Source organism: Alkalicoccus luteus, from assembly GCF_052061695.1.
In the GTDB taxonomy this organism is placed as follows: Bacteria; Bacillota; Bacilli; order Bacillales; family Salisediminibacteriaceae; genus Alkalicoccus; species Alkalicoccus luteus.
This window is the reverse complement of record NZ_JBPZEY010000011.1, coordinates 1-14,924: the sequence shown is the minus strand read 5'-3', so window position 1 is coordinate 14,924 and position 14,924 is coordinate 1. Positions and strand designations below refer to the sequence as shown.

16 protein-coding genes are annotated in these 14,924 nt (G+C 47.6%); 11 read left to right on the top strand and 5 right to left on the bottom strand.

Annotated features, from left to right (window positions below; all coding sequences use genetic code 11):
* Positions 1-48: 48 nt before the first annotated feature.
* From fabL to ACSZLD_RS13820, 6 genes are all read left to right on the top strand, one after another.
* A complete protein-coding gene (gene fabL, locus ACSZLD_RS13845; RefSeq protein ID WP_377907751.1) occupies positions 49-795 on the top strand; it encodes an enoyl-[acyl-carrier-protein] reductase FabL in 747 nt (248 codons plus the stop codon).
* Between the two features lie 128 nt (positions 796-923).
* Positions 924-1,385, top strand: coding sequence for a DUF3939 domain-containing protein (locus tag ACSZLD_RS13840; protein ID WP_444685533.1), 462 nt, complete (start codon positions 924-926; stop codon positions 1,383-1,385).
* Positions 1,386-1,402: 17 nt separating this feature from the next.
* Positions 1,403-1,930 (top strand): nucleoside tri-diphosphate phosphatase, encoded by a 528-nt coding sequence (gene ntdP / locus ACSZLD_RS13835; protein WP_377907753.1) that lies wholly within the window; start codon positions 1,403-1,405, stop codon positions 1,928-1,930.
* Between the two features lie 96 nt (positions 1,931-2,026).
* On the top strand, positions 2,027-3,766 hold the full coding sequence (locus tag ACSZLD_RS13830) for an ABC transporter ATP-binding protein (protein ID WP_377907754.1): 1,740 nt from the start codon (positions 2,027-2,029) through the stop codon (positions 3,764-3,766).
* 42 nt (positions 3,767-3,808) lie between these two features.
* Positions 3,809-4,711, top strand: coding sequence for an ABC transporter ATP-binding protein (locus ACSZLD_RS13825; protein WP_444685532.1), 903 nt, complete (start codon positions 3,809-3,811; stop codon positions 4,709-4,711).
* The gene (locus ACSZLD_RS13820; RefSeq protein ID WP_444685531.1) at positions 4,704-5,930 is read left to right on the top strand and encodes an ABC transporter permease; all 1,227 of its coding nucleotides are present in this window, start codon (positions 4,704-4,706) and stop codon (positions 5,928-5,930) included. Before ACSZLD_RS13825 ends, ACSZLD_RS13820 begins: the two co-directional genes overlap by 8 nt.
* Positions 5,931-6,638: 708 nt before the next feature.
* Here the strand turns inward: ACSZLD_RS13820 and ACSZLD_RS13815 are convergent.
* From ACSZLD_RS13815 to ACSZLD_RS13800, 4 genes are all read right to left on the bottom strand, one after another.
* Complete coding sequence (locus ACSZLD_RS13815) at positions 6,639-7,718, bottom strand: FUSC family protein (RefSeq protein ID WP_444685530.1); 1,080 nt, start codon at positions 7,716-7,718, stop codon at positions 6,639-6,641.
* Positions 7,719-7,855: 137 nt separating this feature from the next.
* A complete protein-coding gene (locus ACSZLD_RS13810; RefSeq protein ID WP_377907758.1) occupies positions 7,856-9,148 on the bottom strand; it encodes a glutamate-1-semialdehyde 2,1-aminomutase in 1,293 nt (430 codons plus the stop codon).
* A 73-nt stretch (positions 9,149-9,221) separates the two neighbouring features.
* Positions 9,222-10,001 carry a hypothetical protein gene (locus ACSZLD_RS13805; protein ID WP_444685529.1) on the bottom strand — a complete coding sequence of 260 codons (780 nt, stop codon included), beginning with the start codon at positions 9,999-10,001 and terminating at the stop codon, positions 9,222-9,224.
* Positions 9,998-10,681 carry a hypothetical protein gene (locus tag ACSZLD_RS13800; RefSeq protein ID WP_377907760.1) on the bottom strand — a complete coding sequence of 228 codons (684 nt, stop codon included), beginning with the start codon at positions 10,679-10,681 and terminating at the stop codon, positions 9,998-10,000. Before ACSZLD_RS13800 ends, ACSZLD_RS13805 begins: the two co-directional genes overlap by 4 nt.
* A gap of 137 nt (positions 10,682-10,818) precedes the next feature.
* On the opposite strand from ACSZLD_RS13800, the gene ACSZLD_RS13795 reads away from it, so the two are divergent.
* From ACSZLD_RS13795 to ACSZLD_RS13780, 4 genes are all read left to right on the top strand, one after another.
* Entirely contained in the window at positions 10,819-11,253 is a 435-nt protein-coding gene (locus ACSZLD_RS13795; RefSeq protein ID WP_444685528.1) for a hypothetical protein, read from the top strand.
* A 22-nt stretch (positions 11,254-11,275) separates the two neighbouring features.
* A complete protein-coding gene (locus ACSZLD_RS13790) occupies positions 11,276-12,226 on the top strand; it encodes a D-2-hydroxyacid dehydrogenase (RefSeq protein WP_444685527.1) in 951 nt (316 codons plus the stop codon).
* Between the two features lie 23 nt (positions 12,227-12,249).
* A complete protein-coding gene (locus tag ACSZLD_RS13785; RefSeq protein WP_444685586.1) occupies positions 12,250-12,540 on the top strand; it encodes a cyclic-di-AMP receptor in 291 nt (96 codons plus the stop codon).
* 197 nt (positions 12,541-12,737) lie between these two features.
* Positions 12,738-13,112, top strand: coding sequence for a Fur family transcriptional regulator (locus ACSZLD_RS13780; RefSeq protein WP_377907777.1), 375 nt, complete (start codon positions 12,738-12,740; stop codon positions 13,110-13,112).
* 27 nt (positions 13,113-13,139) lie between these two features.
* Here ACSZLD_RS13780 and ACSZLD_RS13775 read toward each other — a convergent pair whose 3' ends face one another.
* Positions 13,140-13,496 carry a YgzB family protein gene (locus ACSZLD_RS13775; protein WP_377907763.1) on the bottom strand — a complete coding sequence of 119 codons (357 nt, stop codon included), beginning with the start codon at positions 13,494-13,496 and terminating at the stop codon, positions 13,140-13,142.
* A 168-nt stretch (positions 13,497-13,664) separates the two neighbouring features.
* Here ACSZLD_RS13775 and ACSZLD_RS13770 point away from each other — a divergent pair, with 168 nt between their 5' ends.
* Positions 13,665-14,549, top strand: a complete 885-nt coding sequence (locus ACSZLD_RS13770) for a nucleotidyltransferase-like protein (protein WP_377907764.1) — start codon at positions 13,665-13,667, stop codon at positions 14,547-14,549.
* The last annotated feature ends 375 nt before the right edge of the window (positions 14,550-14,924 follow it).

Genomic DNA, 14,924 nt, shown 5'->3' with positions numbered 1-14,924 from the left:
TGAGGAACAATAGCGGAGAGACCGTTTATTTTGGAGGATTGATCTGAAATGGAAAATCGAAAAACAGCACTGATTACTGGAAGCAGCCGCGGCATTGGCAAAGAAATTGCACTGACCCTGGCAGATGCCGGATACGATATCATCGTTAATTATGCGAGAAGCCGGGCAAAGGCGGATGAAACGGTAAAAGAAATTGAGGCTAAGGGCCGCAGAGCGTTTGCAATCAAGGCAAATATCGCAAAAACCGAAAAGCTTGATGAGATGTTTCAGGAGATTGATGAGAAGGTCGGCAGCATTGATGTATTGATCAATAATGCAGCCTCCGGCGTCCTTCGTCCATTGATGGAGCTCGAAGAAAGCCACTGGGACTGGACGATGAACATCAACAGCAGAGCGATGCTGTTCGTAAGTCAAAAAGCAGCGGAACGCATGAAGGATGGCGGAGCGATCGTCAGCCTGAGCTCGCTCGGATCGATCCGCTACCTGCCCAATTATACAACAGTTGGAGTCTCCAAAGCTGCTGTTGAAGCACTTACCCGCTACATGGCAGTTGAACTGGCTCCGAAAGGAATTCGTGTGAATGCAGTGTCCGGTGGAGCAGTGGACACTGATGCGCTGACGCATTTCCCAAATCGTGATGAACTGCTTGGCGATGCAGCATCCCGGACGCCTGCAGGCCGTATTACAGAACCGCAGGATCTGGCAGCTGCTGTGAAATTTCTCGTCTCCGATGAAGCGTATATGGTAAGAGGACAAACGATCATCGTCGACGGCGGAATATCGCTTCTGGCGTAAACGGTGATTCTTCTGTGCATCCGGCGCCAAACAATAGTATAATAAAAGGGAATATTCAGGAACCGATACTATGATGTTTATCCGCCGGTTTATCGAAACAGGTAATCACTGCTAAAGGAGAGGGCGTCATGTTCAGACGGAAGCAGAAAAAGCAGGGCCGAGATAAAGCACAGCAGGAGCCGGAAGTCATCTCCTGCTCACTGGAGGAGGTTCGGCAGGCAGTTAACGCGTTTGCTGAGTCTGCCGGACCGGGAATTTCACTGCGAACGCTCGTCACATCCGGTAACAAACTGGATGCGGAGCTGCTTATTCCTTATTTGAACGGCTTACCGGACCGCCCTTTTTACATGTCTAAAGAGACATTCGAGCTGTTTGAAGAACCGGATACGCCGAGATTGATCGATCATGCTCAGATTGCATGCGACCAATATTTTCTTGAAACCGGAGAGCTGCCGCTTAAGGGCAGCGATCAGACTAGTCCGATCAGCTATTTCAAATTGAAAAATTACCTGCGTGAGGAACCACCGTTTGACCTTTATCTGCATCCGGAGGACAGGATGGTGACCCACCGAAAACCGGCGGCCAGATGACAGGAAGGAGAGGCCGCGTGGATTTTCCGACAGTTGGAAGTACGATCGAAGTTCAAAGCTACAAGCACGATGGAAGTCTTCACCGCGTCTGGGAAGAGACGGTGATTTTAAAAAGCACGAGTCAGGAAGTAATTGGTGGAAACGACCGGATACTCGTCTATGAATCGGATGGCAGACACTGGCGGACGAGAGAGCCTGCCATTTGCTATTTTACTGCGAACAGCTGGTTTAACGTCATCGGCATGATTCGTAATGACGGCATTTATTACTATTGTAATTTAGGGACTCCATTTACGTATGATTCGGAAGCGTTAAAGTATATTGATTACGATTTGGATATTAAAGTATTTCCGGATATGACCTATAAGCTGCTGGACGAGGATGAATTTGATATCCACAAAAAGCAAATGAACTATCCTAAGGAAGTAGAGCCTATCCTGCATCGTGCAGTTGATGAGCTCGTGTCCTGGATCAGCTCGCAAAAAGGACCATTTGAACCCGGATTTATTGAGTACTGGTATGAACGATTTCTTCAGCACCGCTGATCATCCAGCCGGAGCTTGTGAAAGGCGTCATGACGGCATGTGTCCGTTATGGCGCCTTTAGACCGTCCGGACTGCTGAAGATAGGAGGCACTTTGCTTGGATAGTATTAAACGTTATATGCAGTTTATTCGTCCTTACTGGAAGGAAATATTGATTACCGTTTTTATCGGTATGCTGAAATTTGGAATTCCGCTCTTAACGCCGCTGATTTTGAAATTCGTTATCGATGATATCATTGGCGGAGAAGGTCTTGCAGTCGCTGAACAGATGACCATGCTTTATTGGCTGATGGGCGGGGCGTTATTTATCTTTTTAATTATCCGGCCCCCGGTCGAGTACTACAGACAGTACTTTGCCCAGTGGACCGGGAATAAAATTTTATATGATATTCGGGATCAGTTATTCAGCCACCTGCAAAAGCTGAGCTTAAAGTTTTACGCCAACCGCAAATCAGGTGAAATCATTTCGAGGGTGATCAATGACGTCGAGCAGACGAAGACGTTTATCATGACGGGCATGATGAACATTTGGCTCGACATGTTTACGATCATCGTTGCAATTGCTATCATGCTGACACTGGATCCGCTCTTGACGCTTGCAGCTGTAGCGCTGCTGCCGTTTTACGCGCTGTCGATCAAGTTTTTTTATGCCAGACTGCGTGATTTAACGAGAAAGCGGTCGCAGGCGCTGGCCGACGTGCAGGGACACCTGCATGAACGGCTGCAGGGAATCAGCGTCATTAAAAGCTTTGCCCTTGAAAACCATGAGCAGGAAGAGTTCGGCAAGCAAAACAACAATTTTTTAAACCGTGCTGTAGATCATACGAAGTGGAACGCCAAAACCTTTGCGGTCGTGAACACCATCACGGATATCGCTCCGCTTATCGTCATCTTCACTGCTGCAGTGCTGGTTATTCAAGCCGATCTGACCGTCGGTACGCTCGTTGCCTTTACCGCTTATATGGATCGGTTATATAATCCGCTCAGAAGGCTGGTTAACTCCTCGACAACACTCGTTCAATCAATCGCGTCGATGGACCGGATGTTTGAACTGGTTGATGAGAAGTATGATATTAAAGATCACGAGCAGGCAAAGCCATATAAAAGCGGTAACGGTGAAGTGATTTTTGACCGTGTTTCGTTTGGTTATGACGAAGAAGAAGTGCTGCATGAAGTTAGCTTCCGTGCCGAAGCAGGAGAAACCATTGCGGTTGTTGGCATGAGCGGCGGCGGAAAAAGTACTATTATGAGCTTGATTCCGCGATTTTATGATGCCAATGAAGGTGCTGTAAAGATAGACGGAGTGAACGTCAAAGATTATCAAGTAAGAACCCTTCGCGACAGAATCGGTATGGTCCTGCAGGATAACATTATTTTCAGCGATTCGATCATGTTCAACATTCGCATGGGAAATCCTGAAGCAACTGACGAACAGGTGTATGAAGCTGCCCGGGCTGCAAATGCCGACGGATTTATTCAGGAAATGCCGGACGGCTATGAAACGAAAATCGGGGAGCGCGGTGTCAAACTATCAGGAGGACAAAAGCAGCGCGTGGCAATCGCACGAGTGTTTTTGAAAAACCCGAGCATTTTAATATTTGATGAAGCGACTTCTGCCCTTGATCTCGAAAGTGAAAAGCTGATTCAAGACTCTATTTTAAGGCTTGCCGAAAACCGGACAACCTTTCTCGTTGCCCACCGTCTGTCCACTGTGACACATGCGGACAAGATCATTGTGATGGAGAATGGCCAGGTCGCAGAAACAGGTACACATGATGAACTTATGAAGCTCGACGGGCGGTACAAAAAGCTATTCTCAATTCAGAAGCTTGGTTAATGGAAACAGCAAGCAAACTGCAGAAAGAAAGGAGCTGCCGGAATGGGACTCAAGCTCAGTCAATTAACAAAGACCTTTCAAGAAGAAACGGCTGTTCACGCGCTCTCGGCTGAAATTCAAGCAGGAACCATTTTCGGCATGCTTGGATCAAATGGTGCCGGTAAAACGACTACATTTCGCATGATATTAGGATTAATTGATCCATCTGCAGGCAAGGCTGAATGGCATGGAGAACGGCTAGACTATCGGCGCACCAGACTGGTCGGCTATCTTCCCGAAGAAAGAGGCCTTTACCCGAAGCTGACCGTTAAACAGCAGCTTCATTATTTTATGAAGCTCAAAGGTATGCCGAAAAAAACGTTTTTTGAGGAAATGCGCCGCTGGCTTGCGCGCTTTCAAATTGAAGAATATGAGAACCGCCGGGTAGAGGAGCTGTCCAAAGGGAATCAGCAAAAAATACAGTTCATGGCTTCTGTACTGCATAAACCAGAGCTGCTTATTTTAGATGAACCGTTCAGCGGACTGGATCCTGTGAATTCAGACATGCTGAAGCAAGCTGTGTTAGATTTGCAGAAAGAAGGTACGACCATTCTGTTCTCCAGTCACCAAATGCATAATGTAGAAGAGCTTTGTGACGAATTGATGATGCTTAAAAAAGGAAACGTTATTTTAAAAGGCAAGCTGACTGATATTAAGGCTGCTTATCCTGTTAAACGCATTGCCGTCAGAGGCGCAGATGATTTACCCGAACTTGAAGGACTTCCCGGCGTGCTTCAGGTTTATAAAAGCAAGCTTGAAACGATTGTACAGGTTAGCGGAGCGGAAGCAGCTGAACGTGTTTTTCGCCGCTGCTCGGAGGCGACATGGCTGAAAAAATTTGATTTGCAGGAGCCATCCCTGCATGAAATCTTCGTCGATCAGATGGGGGGCGAAGAACATGCGTAGCTTTTGGATTACGGTCAGTCACACTGCAGTCAGACGAATTACGTCAAAATCTTTTTTAATATCTACTGCTGTCATGGCCTTTTTAATCATGGCGTTCTTTCTTATCCCGGCTCTGCTTCAAACGGCGGCTTCCGATGAAGGGACTACAGTTTACGTTGCGGATGAGTCGGTGTGGGGTGGAGCGGCTGCAGAACGGTTTCAGGAGCAGCAGGCAATGGAAGCGGAGCTCGTTTCATCAGCGGACGAAGCGGAACGACGGGCGGAAGAAGGAAATGGTGCGGCGCTGATCATCTCGGGAGAGGCAGCGGCACTTCAAGCAGATCTTCTCGTTAGTGGCGAGCAGGCGATCCTCGCTCAGACGACGGCTGACGTTCTGGACCGTGTTCAGGCTACTCTTTATGCAGAGCAGGTGCTGGAGCTTGATGAGTCGGAAGCAGCCCCGCTTTATGGAGGAGTAGATGTCAGTCAATCACCGCTTCCCGGAGCGGAGGAGCGGCCCGAGGCCTTTTCTGGATCGTATTGGATGGTCTACGGGCTCGTGTTTATTATCTATTTAATCGTCGTATCCTTTGGATCAATGATTGCGACAGAGGTAGCTGCAGAAAAATCGTCAAGAGTGATGGAGCTGATTGTATCCAGCGTGTCTCCTGTGACCCAAATGTTTGGCAAGCTTGCGGGGATTGGATTAGCCGGCTTGGTCAATCTATCTGCTGTGGCTGCTGCAGCTGCGGCAGGGGCCTGGCTGAGCGGGGAAGAGACGGTCTCATTTATTCTCAATGAGGTACTTGACTATTCCCTTTTAGGCTACGCCCTTCTTTTTATCGCGTTAGGTTATGTCCTGTACGGAGGGCTCGCAGCGATGACAGGTGCGCTTGTCAGCCGTGCGGAGGAGGCTAATCAGGCAATGCAGCCAATTATTTTCCTGGCGATGATTGCATTTTTTATCTCGATCGTTGCATTGAATGCACCGGAATTAACGGTGTTTCGTATCCTGTCCTACGTGCCGTTTTTTACACCACAGCTCCTGTTTCTGAGAATTGGCATGGAAACAGTACCTGCCTGGGAAATTGCGCTTATCATCTTCCTGCTGATCACGAGTGCCGTATTAATCAACCTGGCAGCAGCAAGGGTATACAAAGGCGGCGTACTCATGTACGGGAAATTCTCTTTCCGTCAAGGTATTTCGCGGGCCATTGCTGTTTCAAAAAAAGAGTCGTGATACTACCGGCAATTGGGTGCAAATAGCTGCATACAAAAAACGAGCCGGCACCGGCTCGTTTTTGTATGTGCGTCGATAAAGTCTGTCTGAATGACTAATTCCTGCAGCTGCGGTCACTCGCTCTCCGGAGAGCACGGGCGCGGCTTTTCTTTCTTGTCCGCCGGATCTTCTCCCTGTTTGAGCCGGGTCCTTCCGGCTTCGGACGTTGACCGGACAGATGAAACGCCTGATTTCATTTTGGATCGAGCCAGCTGCGAGTGTTTGACCCTTTCCCGCGCAACAATGAAACACAATCGTCATGCCAGTGTTTTACAGCGTTCGCCAGAGGCACAACAAGCAGTCTCAAAATTCTTTACCGGTCTGGTACTTCACCGGCAAATCGAACGAAGCCTAAAAGGCTTAAGCCGTGCCATTCCGATCCGGGCAAAGAATTCTGAATAGAGCTTATAGCAAGCCCGCGGCAGATTAGATAAGCGAAAAAGGACTGAGAAATGAATAAACGTTTACCCAAAATGATTTTTCGGCTGGAAGATACATCAGGGGTGGATGACGGCAAGAGTTTCTTCGCTGTGAGCATGCGTGTTCCACTTCGCTCATGTATTCCTGCTGCTTAACATTGGGATGACATACCAAGTCCACGATGTACGCTTCAATTAAATGTTCCGAAGATCTGAATTCGGCTTTCGTATCGCGTGAAGGCTTCCAGTCCTACAGTTCTTTTGCTGCAATATCTACTTCGTTATCTTCCGTATGATACGTGAAAAATCCGTCTACCAGCTTATCGAGATGTTCAAGCTCTTCGGAGTATTCAATGATCAGCGCGATTACGGGAAGAAAATGAATCCACGTTTCATGTTTGAATTCGACGTGTTTTTCCGAATTCATAAATATCTCTACGAGCGTGGCTCGTCCCTCCGTTACTTCTTCCAGATCCATCGTAAACGACTGTGGCCGAACCTTGCCCATATATTTGAGCATAATCCGCTCGTGATAATTTGTCAGCGCATCCAGCTGATGCTGAATCACTTCTTCTACTTCAGGGGGGAGCTGATGTGTCACATGATCATGTCTCGCAAGACTTTCAAGAATATTTTCTGCTTTCGACGTCGTGCGGATCATTTGACGAAACAGGACAATTTTGCGCATACGGGAGTACTCTTTTTTTCGGAACAGACTGCGTTCCTGACGGTACAGATCAAAGAGCGTATCAAGTTTTTGAATCGACGTGCGAATTTTATCCTGATCCTGTTTAAGGGTGCTGTAGTCAATTTCATGATGAAGGATGAGCCGGATCCATTGAATAATTTCATCATTCGCTGCTGTCAGCTTGTGATAAAGCTGGTTTTCATGGTTAGGCGGTAGAAAAATCATGTTAACCGCAGATGCAGCAAAGACGCCGATCATAATGAGCAGAAACCGATCCAGTGCGAAAGGAAGAAAGTCGTCAGTAGGACTGCCCATGATAATAACTGCGGTCACAACGGCGAGAGGAATGATCGCCTCACGTCTCCAGCGAATATGAATGGCAATGATCAGGACGACTACGACACCGATCACGAACGGCTCCGGACCAAATGCGAGCACGAACGTGACTGCCAGCACTGCGCTGATAATGTTGGCTTGAATTTGATCCCAAATTAAGGTGATGCTTTTATACAGAGATGGCTGAACAGCAAAAAAAGCCGCAAGTGCGGCAAAGGCAGGAGTTGTAAAATCCAGCCACATCGCCGCATAAAGGGCCAGTGTCACTGCCAGACCAGTTTTAAACATCCGGGCTCCGAGCCTCATAAGATGTGTACTTCCTTTCTTTTTCGTGTTGAAGTCAGCTGGAAAGCTGCTTGCAAAAAGGACCCGGCTGCACATGCTCCGGGTCGCCTTCCTTTCTATTCATCATACACCCGCTTCCTGTCATTGACAAGAAAGGCTCAGCTCATCGCTTGAAATGCTCTTCTCGCAGCGCTGATTGTTTCGTCGATATCGGCTTCCGTATGGGCTGCCGTTAAAAAGAGAGCTTCAAATTTAGAGGGAGCAAGGTTGATGCGCTCCTTCAGCATCAATTTAAAGAAAGCTGCAAACATGTCCGTATCAGAAGCATCTGCTTCCTCATAGTTCGTCACACGGTTGACCCCGAAGTAGATTGTAAGCGCACCGCCAAGCCTGTTTATACACGCATGGATGCCTGCTTCTGCGACAGCGGCCGTGAGCCCTTGTTCCAGTCTTGCTCCCAGGCGGTCAAGCCTGTCATAAAGTCCTGGCTCCTGCAGCACTTCCAAACAAGCAATTCCTGCTCGCATAGAAGCTGGATTTCCAGCCATCGTGCCAGCCTGGTAGGCGGCTCCCATCGGAGAAACCTGCTCCATAATGTCGCGTCTGCCTCCATATGCTCCGATCGGAAGACCGCCGCCAATTATTTTGCCCATAGCAGTTAAATCCGGATAGACGTTCAGCTTATCTTGAGCCCCGCCGTACATAAAGCGGAACGCTGTGATAACCTCATCGTAAATCACCAGCGAGCCATTTCCTTTAGCAAGGTGATTAACCTGTTCGAGAAAACCGGGATGCGGTTCGACAATTCCGAAGTTGCCAACAATCGGCTCGACAAGGACAGCTGCAATATCTTCACCAAACCGATGCAGGGCCTGCTCTAAAGCATCTGCATCGTTAAAGGGAACTGTGATCATCTCCGCAGCTGTTGCGGCCGTAACACCAGCAGAATCAGGATGGCCGGTCGTCGATGGTCCCGAACCGGCTGCCACAAGAACCGGATCGGAATGACCGTGATAGCAGCCGGCAAATTTAATGATTTTCGTTCTGTTAGTAAATGCTCTCGCCACGCGGATTGTTGTCATAACAGCTTCTGTGCCGGAATTGACGAATCGAACACGATCCAGTGCCGGCATCGCTTCTTTCAGCATGGACGCAAAGATGTTTTCGTGTCTGGTTGGAGTTCCGTAAAGCAGGCCGTCTTCTGCAGCGTCCTTAACTGCCTGGGTGATGTGCGGATGGGCGTGTCCAGCAATTATTGGTCCGTAGGCAGCCAGGTAATCAATGTAGCGGGTGCCGTCTTCATCCCAGAAATAAGCGCCCTCTCCGCGATTCATAAACACAGGCGTACCGCCGCCTACGCCTTTATAGGCTCTCGAAGGACTGTTAACTCCTCCAAGAATGACTTGCTTTGCTTCATGAAAAAGCTTTTCAGATTGTTCGTATGTATGCATGATGTTCTCCTTCCATTACACTCGTATCTGTCGGAAAGATTGTATCATGCACACTCATTCGTGTCGACGCGTACTAATAGAGCAGCTCTCTCCAAGCAGGATCTCCCTCTCTCGGCATGCCAATTCCGGCTTCCGTTGAAAACCAGCTGCGTATCTCTTCCCAGTCCGACGTACGAATCGCTTCGCCTGCGGAGGAAAGAACGAGATAGGACGGCGTATCGTCGATTTCCATAAAGGTCTCAAAATAATCCGGTGCATAATAGTTAACGTCGATGTAGACCCCGTAGCGTTCGCCGGCCTGCGAGCCGAACTCATCTAAAATGAGCAAGTATTCTCTATTGAAATTTTCATCAAATAAAAACAGCATATAATGATCGTCTTCAACCGGTGTATGCACTTCAATAAAATCTTCGGATGTGTATGGATGGGCTTTAATTTCTTCAGCAGTATAAATCGGGAACAGGCGGGATTCTTCTGTAACGGGTCTTTCCAGTGTTCGGGTAAAGGGCTCAATCTCTTCTGAAACGAGGATTTCCAGGTGCTGATTCGGCCAGTGGAGCGGAAAATCAATCTCGCTCATCAGGGCAGATTCACCGGTGTCGAGATCAGTAAAAACAGTCTCCTCCGTCGTATGAATCAAATACGATTCAGCCTCATACATGACCGGGAGTGAAGTCTGCAGCCCGTTTAAGTAACGGTAGGAAGACCCGGTATACGAATCCTCAACAAATAGTTGGAAACTGCCTTCCATGGAAAGAGTGAACATGTAACGGCCCTCGAGCGTCTGCTCTTCATCCTGACTGCAACCGGAAAGGAAAAGAAGCAGTGCAGCGAGCGCAATAATCAGCTTCATGTGTCATCCTCCTCCGCTCTTTCTTCGAAAAAACCAATGATGTCCATCGGACTGTCAACCTGAGCCGCCAGGCCGTCTGATGTCAGCAGCACCCAGTTGTACTCGAGCTGGGCAGCCTGCTGCTGTTCGAGCAGTTCGGCAGAAAAGCGCTCCCTTTCCTGAAGCATAGAAGGGATGCCCTGCAGCTGATATAAAAGCTCTTCTTCACTTAATCCGCGGCCGATCAAGCGGAAGTCTCCGTCCCGTACAGGCTGGTAAAAAGTCGTTACATCTTCTTCTTCAAGCGGATGAACAGCAATCTCTTCCGGGATATAGGCTGGAAGGAATCGTGGCTGGTAGGTTAAATAGCGTTGGAGGGGAGTTTTGTGTCCAGCTTTCTCCGGCGGCGGATAGATGCTCAGCCGTTGATTCGGCATGAATGTATCAGAGTCAACTTCTTCTCCTGTAACAGCATCATATATCGCTGTTTCCTCTCCTTGCATCAGGTGAAATGCCTCAGCCTCATATCCTTCAAGCGGATGTCTGGAGCGGTCTTCCTGAATAGCCGGTCCGAATGTATCGCCTGCGGTAAAAAGAATTCGTCCAAACCCGTCGGAGGGACCAGCTGTGCGGCCTTCGTATGCTTCTTCGGCTGAGCAGGCTGTAAGCCATAGAAGAGCCAGTATGAACATTTTCTTCATAGATGCCAACCCCTTAACGGAAACGATTATTTCTGTCATTGTATCATTTGAACAGACTGCGGAGGGCGGTTCCTGCTTTGCGGCTGAATTCCATGCAGGAGTCTGCTACTATAGTAAGTAGGAAAGGTGGGATCCGGATGAAGCAGGTGCTTCCGTTTATACTGATTTCCGCTGTTGTCGGAGCTCTATTATATTTTCTGCAGGATGATTATGAAGGTCCTTTCGATCCGGATCACCGAAGTGATGCCTCAGATGCATACTGGGATGCGGTTTTGTTTGTCGAAAGGGAAGGTGATGAAGCGGAGATCGGCTTCAGACTTAGTCCTGCTGAAGACAGTGAGTTCGAGCCGGATTCGATCGACATGCTGGAGGTATTCGTCGACAGTTCAAATGTTAGCTTTTATTTTCAGGATTTAGAGATGGATTCATTTGAAGATGAGCTCATTCACCGCGAAGCGTGCAGCGTCTGCAGTTCGGCTTCGCAGATCGAAGCACGTATGCTCGTTAATTGGAGAGAAGAGGGCGAAACCAGATCGAGTCAGTATCAATTTAGCTTAATGCTGGAGGAATAAGTCAGGAAGGTTGTGGCCACAGGTGAAAATTGTATCGTCAGGAAATATTCATCATGATATTACCTCTCGCTTAGAGGAGCGGTTTCAAGAACATGAGTTCCGCTGGCACGAAAATATGTCACAGGCGGAAGCTGATTTAAAAGATGCAGATGTTTTTATTACTTATGGAGAAGATATGGAGCCTTGGCATGTCGAATCCGCATCTCGTCTTAAATGGATTATGATCGTATCGGCCGGCATGGATGAAATGCCATTCAGGCAGGTGGCAGCTAAAAACATACTTGTGACGAATGCGAAAGGCATTCATGCTATTCCAATGGCTGAATACAGCATGCACATGATGCTTCACGTTGCCCGGAAAACAGCGATTGTGCAGCAGCAGGAAAAAGAACACCGATGGAGCAGAGAGCCGGTCATGCATGAGCTGTACGGATCATCTTTGCTGATTGCGGGAGCCGGAGCGATCGGAACACGTACGGCTAAGCTTGCTAAAGCGTTCGGCATGCATGTAACCGGTATAAACAGAAGTGGTGGCGAGAGTCCTTATTTTGATGAATTGCTGCACGTCTCCAAACTTCCTGAAGCCTTACATACAGCCGATTATGTCCTGTCTATACTTCCAAAAACTGCCGAAACGAAGAATTTCTTCAGCCTGGAACAATTCCGTCAGATGAAACAAAGCGCTGTTTTCATTAACATGGGCCGTGGGAATGCTGTTAATGAGCAGGAAATCATTATTGCTCTCGATGAGGGCGAATTCCGGCATGCTTGTCTGGATGTGTTCAATGAAGAGCCGCTTCCAAAGGAGCACCCATTTTGGGCACACCCTGCTATTACAGTAACTCCTCATTTGTCAGGCATCTCGCCGATGTATCAACCGCGAGCGATGGATATTTTTGAAAAGAATCTTACTGTTTTTCTTCACGGGAATGGGGAATATATAAACCAAGTGGATCCTGATCGGGGATATTGAAAGGGGTGCGAGCTGTGAAGCTGATGGTCTGTATCGTTCAAAATCGATATCGGGATGTACTGGAGGAAGGACTTAAGCTGGCGGATTACCGCATGACGGAGTTTGCAAGCAGCGGAGGCTTCCTGAGAAAAGGAAGCACCACATTTTTAATCGGGGTTGCCGAGGAAGATGTGAATCAGGTACACAGCTTAATGAAAGATATCTGCCTCCGCTATGAAGAAAAGCGTGGAAGACCTAATCCGGAACACAACCGATATATATCTTTTATGATTGATGCCCGCGACAGTCTTCCCTTTCTAAAGGGTCAAAATTGACACCGAAGTGATGCATTCGGTATACTGTTTATAACCATTATTATGTAAGAATCTCTAGATGCAGCTGATCCATCATCCAATCAATGCCGTTTTCATCACCTGAATAGAGAGAGAGATGCACGAATTGTGAGGTGAGCAAGTTGGAAAATGCCGAACTAAAAGAAGCGCTTCAATCATTAAAATCAACCAAGGTTCGCATGACGCCGCAGCGGCACGCGATTTTGGAGTTTCTGTTCGATTGTGAGAGTCATCCGACCGCTGATGAGATTTACAAGGCGCTCGAAGACAAATTCCCGAATATGAGTGTTGCGACGGTTTATAATAACCTGAGAGTCTTTAAAGAGGCCGGCCTGGTTCGAGAGCTGACGTATGGAGATTCCTCCAGCCGCTTTGACAGCAACACAAGCCATCATTATCATGTGATCTGCGATGACTGCGGTAAAATTGTTGACTTTCATTATCCTGGATTAAATGAAGTGGAGGCATTGGCAGAGCATGTTGCCGGTTTCCGCGTTAGAAGTCACCGTATGGAAGTGTACGGGACTTGTCCAGACTGCAGGCAAAAGCATTAACTAAAAAAGCAGGAAGTAGACGCTTGTCTACTTCCTGCTTTTTCGTTTGGAGTTATACGATTCGTCAAACTCTTTTCCTTCAAGTGTCGGATCAAGTGTCAACGGCTCATTGCAATGCATGCACGCATCAACACGGCCAAGCATTTTTGTTGGTTTGCTGCACTCCGGACAGGTGACCTGCACCGCTTTTGACGAAAGCATGCCAATCCAAAAATAAATGACGGTGCTGGCGATGATCGCAAGAAATCCGATCAGCATGAAGATTGTCATCACAAGCGGATTCGCCTGAAAGAATAAACCACCGTACATAATCACGATACCTGCAAAAATGAGCACTAGAGCAAACGTGCGGATTTTGTTTATTTTGTTTGTAAATGTAAGCATTGAACTATCACGCCTTTCTTCACCGCTAGTATATCATAGAGAAGGCCCTGAAAATATAAAAAAGTCGTGAACACGAGATGGGAAAGAGGAATCTGGCGGTTGTTGTCGAATACTAGCCTGACCAGGAGTTTGAAGGCAGGTTTTATTGAATAGGAGGAAGGCTCTATCATGAGAGAATTTCTGCGCGAACTTTATCAGGACCGTACCAGTGATCCCGAGACGCTAGCTGTCGTCATGATGGAGGGGAAAAAGCTGGAGGATGCTGCAACGGATTATTTTGACGGTGTGATTCTCATCGTTACTGATGATAGCAGGCAGTGGGAAATAAAGCACTATGAGTATCGCGGGATGAAGGCTGCGATGCATCTCGTCAGCAGTGAACAGTTAATGGAGTGGGTTCGTCTAAGTACAAATCGCCGTGTCGTGGAATGGCTCATCAATGGGAGAGTCATTTTTGACAGAAATGAATTCATGCACAGGTTTAGAGAGCGAATGCTTCATTTCCCTGAATCAGACAGATATTCCCGGATAGGGCTGGAGTTTGCAAAATTGGTCAGGCGCTTTGCAGATGGAAAATCACTGTATCAGGAAAAGCATTACCTTGACTCGTTTAATCAGATTGTACATGCGCTGCATCACCTCGCCCGTCTTTCTGTGATTGAGAAAGGATATTATCCTGAAGTGACCGTTTGGGAACAGGTCAGGCGAATTGAACCTGAAGTGCATAAATTGTACTCTGAGCTCGTTAACGGTACCGAACCATTGGAAAAGCGGTTGGAGCTGCTCCTTTTAGCAAACGAATTTGAGCTTGCTACTAAGATGAGGCTTGGCAGTGCGCACCTTCTGTCTATTATGGAGGAAAAACAGGAAGCTTGGAGCGTAGACGAGTTAAAAGAGCGGCTGACATTTCATGAATACTCGCTGGATTTAAGCATGCTGCTGGAATATCTCGTTAGAAAAGGACTTGTATCCGTCCAGTTTGGGAAGACGAAAGGCGGGGCCATTCAGCACCGGCTTTACCGGCCGGCGCTTCCTAAGGCAGATTCAATTTGATGGGTTTTGACAGGAAGGGGAATTGCTGCACAGGCTGCTTCACTGCATTTGACCCTTCCTGCAGGTTCCCCTTATATAGAAGAAAAAAGCCACTTTTAAAAAAGTTTATCTTTTTATAGAAAAGCTGTTGCGCGTGATGAAATTATTATGATATATTAATAATCGTCGCTGAGACAGCAGGCGCTCAAACGCCCGGCAGACTTGAAGAAAATTAACTTTTTCTGTTGACGGTCATGTGTCTCTGTGGTAAATTAATAAAGTCGCCAAAACGAGCGACGCCGAGCAACACGGCCCTTTGAAAACTAAACAAAAGACAAGAAGAAGGAAAGAGAATGAATCATTCTCTGTCAATTTTTGAAATACAGGAATCTTTAG

What these genes read in the sequence shown, in the direction of transcription:
- fabL (WP_377907751.1), top strand. Translation starts at nt 49, where the DNA reads ATGGAAAATCGAAAAACAGCACTGATTACTGGAAGCAGCCGCGGCATT.
- ACSZLD_RS13840 (WP_444685533.1), top strand. Translation starts at nt 924, where the DNA reads ATGTTCAGACGGAAGCAGAAAAAGCAGGGCCGAGATAAAGCACAGCAG.
- ACSZLD_RS13825 (WP_444685532.1), top strand. Translation starts at nt 3,809, where the DNA reads ATGGGACTCAAGCTCAGTCAATTAACAAAGACCTTTCAAGAAGAAACG.
- ACSZLD_RS13820 (WP_444685531.1), top strand. Translation starts at nt 4,704, where the DNA reads ATGCGTAGCTTTTGGATTACGGTCAGTCACACTGCAGTCAGACGAATT.
- ACSZLD_RS13815 (WP_444685530.1), bottom strand. Translation starts at nt 7,718, where the DNA reads ATGAGGCTCGGAGCCCGGATGTTTAAAACTGGTCTGGCAGTGACACTG.
- ACSZLD_RS13810 (WP_377907758.1), bottom strand. Translation starts at nt 9,148, where the DNA reads ATGCATACATACGAACAATCTGAAAAGCTTTTTCATGAAGCAAAGCAA.
- ACSZLD_RS13805 (WP_444685529.1), bottom strand. Translation starts at nt 10,001, where the DNA reads ATGAAGCTGATTATTGCGCTCGCTGCACTGCTTCTTTTCCTTTCCGGT.
- ACSZLD_RS13800 (WP_377907760.1), bottom strand. Translation starts at nt 10,681, where the DNA reads ATGAAGAAAATGTTCATACTGGCTCTTCTATGGCTTACAGCCTGCTCA.
- ACSZLD_RS13795 (WP_444685528.1), top strand. Translation starts at nt 10,819, where the DNA reads ATGAAGCAGGTGCTTCCGTTTATACTGATTTCCGCTGTTGTCGGAGCT.
- ACSZLD_RS13785 (WP_444685586.1), top strand. Translation starts at nt 12,250, where the DNA reads ATGGTCTGTATCGTTCAAAATCGATATCGGGATGTACTGGAGGAAGGA.
- ACSZLD_RS13780 (WP_377907777.1), top strand. Translation starts at nt 12,738, where the DNA reads ATGACGCCGCAGCGGCACGCGATTTTGGAGTTTCTGTTCGATTGTGAG.
- ACSZLD_RS13775 (WP_377907763.1), bottom strand. Translation starts at nt 13,496, where the DNA reads ATGCTTACATTTACAAACAAAATAAACAAAATCCGCACGTTTGCTCTA.
- ACSZLD_RS13770 (WP_377907764.1), top strand. Translation starts at nt 13,665, where the DNA reads ATGAGAGAATTTCTGCGCGAACTTTATCAGGACCGTACCAGTGATCCC.